The sequence below is a fragment of the Vibrio rotiferianus CAIM 577 = LMG 21460 genome (genome assembly GCF_002741985.1).
Classification (GTDB): Bacteria; Pseudomonadota; Gammaproteobacteria; order Enterobacterales; family Vibrionaceae; genus Vibrio; species Vibrio rotiferianus.
Genome location: NZ_APHW01000074.1, coordinates 1 through 1,604 on the forward strand (window position 1 = coordinate 1; position 1,604 = coordinate 1,604).

General features: G+C 47.6%; 3 protein-coding genes. 1 reads left to right on the top strand and 2 read right to left on the bottom strand.

Annotated elements, in window-relative coordinates; translation table 11 throughout:
* On the bottom strand, positions 1–476 hold a 476-nt coding region (locus B853_RS16070), incomplete at its 3' end, for an IS3 family transposase (RefSeq protein WP_143700805.1).
* Complete coding sequence (locus tag B853_RS16075) at positions 473–781, bottom strand: transposase (RefSeq protein ID WP_249027421.1); 309 nt, start codon at positions 779–781, stop codon at positions 473–475. The genes B853_RS16070 and B853_RS16075, both read right to left, overlap by 4 nt.
* 288 nt (positions 782–1,069) lie before the next feature.
* Between B853_RS16075 and B853_RS16085 the strand changes: the two genes are divergently transcribed.
* Positions 1,070–1,604 (top strand): IS30 family transposase (locus tag B853_RS16085; RefSeq protein WP_128826941.1); only part of this gene is annotated, 535 nt, incomplete at its 3' end.

Below are 1,604 nucleotides of genomic sequence, written 5' to 3' on the forward strand. Positions count from 1 at the left end.
ACCACAATGCGCCTTGAATGCAGGTCCATCACTGTCGCCAAGAAGAGCCAACGGCTCTTCACCCAGATATACGTGATGTCCGTGACCCATTTCTGATTCGGTGTCTCAGATACAAAGTCTCTACGCAGTAAGTTGTCAGCAACATTCGTCATCGCAGCCACATCCTTGCTGTATTTAAACCCTTTGCCATTACGTGCCCTGATACCTTTTTCCTTCATAATATCAGCCACATAATTCACGCAGCAGGCATGGCCTGCTTCGTTGAGCTCTTCGGCTATTCGCACTGAACCGTAACGTGCCCGATATTGGGCAAAGGTACACATGACGAGCTGTTCAAAGCGCTCTCGCCGCTTTGAACTCTCGCTCGGCGTATGATGACACCACTTGTAGTAACCACCTCGACACACCTCTAACGTACGACACATTAAGCTAATCGAGTACTCGCCGGTATAGCTTTCAATGAACTCGTACTTCACTCTTGCTGCTTCGCGAAGTACGCCGAGACCTTTTTTAGGAATTCCATTTCATCTTTGAGTCGCTTGTTCTCGTGCCTTAGCGCTCGAAGCTCTTCGGACTCTTTCTTCGAATAATCGACACCATCTAAGGTGTTAAACTGTTTATCAGATAGGCGTGTGAACTGGCGCTTCCAGTTCCGGATCTGCTGGGCACTGATGCCCAGCTCCTTGGCAACGGAAACGGCTGTTCGGCCCGGAAGACTGGCCAAGCGGACTGCTTCTTTACGGAACTCTTCGGTGTACGCTGGATTACGATGTTTAGCCATAAATCACCTCTCAATTAGACCCTAGATCTAACTTAGTAAAGTGTCTACTAAACGTGGGGTACTCGGATACATAACGCCCTGTTAAGGGGTGAGCAACGCAATACCAAAGCCGCCGCATACCACCTTAACCACTAAAATCAACGCATAGTGAAAATGTCACGCGTTGCGAATCCCTCTTGAACAGTTTGTTATGTGTCTTGGATTCAAGTACGAAGTGCGACACCTCTGAACATAAAAACAGTGAGATGCGATAATCATGAAGTTTGCTCCCGCCAAGAAGTAAAAAACATGAGATACACGCACCTCACTGAGAACGAAAGGTATATGATTTCTGCACTCAGAAAGCAAGGAATTAGTACCCCTAAAATAGCTAAACAACTGGGTCGTCACAAAGCTACTATCTATCGAGAAATTGAACGCAATTCCCGATACAACAGACACTTTAAAAGGTACTCCTATCAGGCGTGGAGAGCCCAACAAATGGCTCGCAACCGGCTGAGTCGCTCGCGCAGAAATAAGCGCTACAGCGAAATCGACTTCAGGTTGCCTGAGGTCTTGTTACGACTGGATTGGAGTCCTGACCAAATCGCTGGATACCTAAGGGTAAGAGGCTATCCAACAATGAGCCACGAGCTCATTTATCAGTACGTTTGGAACGACAAAACTCTCGGTGGAACACTATGGAAGCACCTACGCCAATCCACTAAGAAAAGGCGTAAAAGGTATAACTCAAAAGACAGCCGAGGTCGGCTGGCAGCAAAGCGTCATATTACCGAAAGACCTGCAAAAGCTGAGCATCGAAAAGAGCCTGGTCACTGGGAAA

What these genes read in the sequence shown, in the direction of transcription:
- B853_RS16075 (WP_249027421.1), bottom strand. Translation starts at nt 781, where the DNA reads ATGGCTAAACATCGTAATCCAGCGTACACCGAAGAGTTCCGTAAAGAA.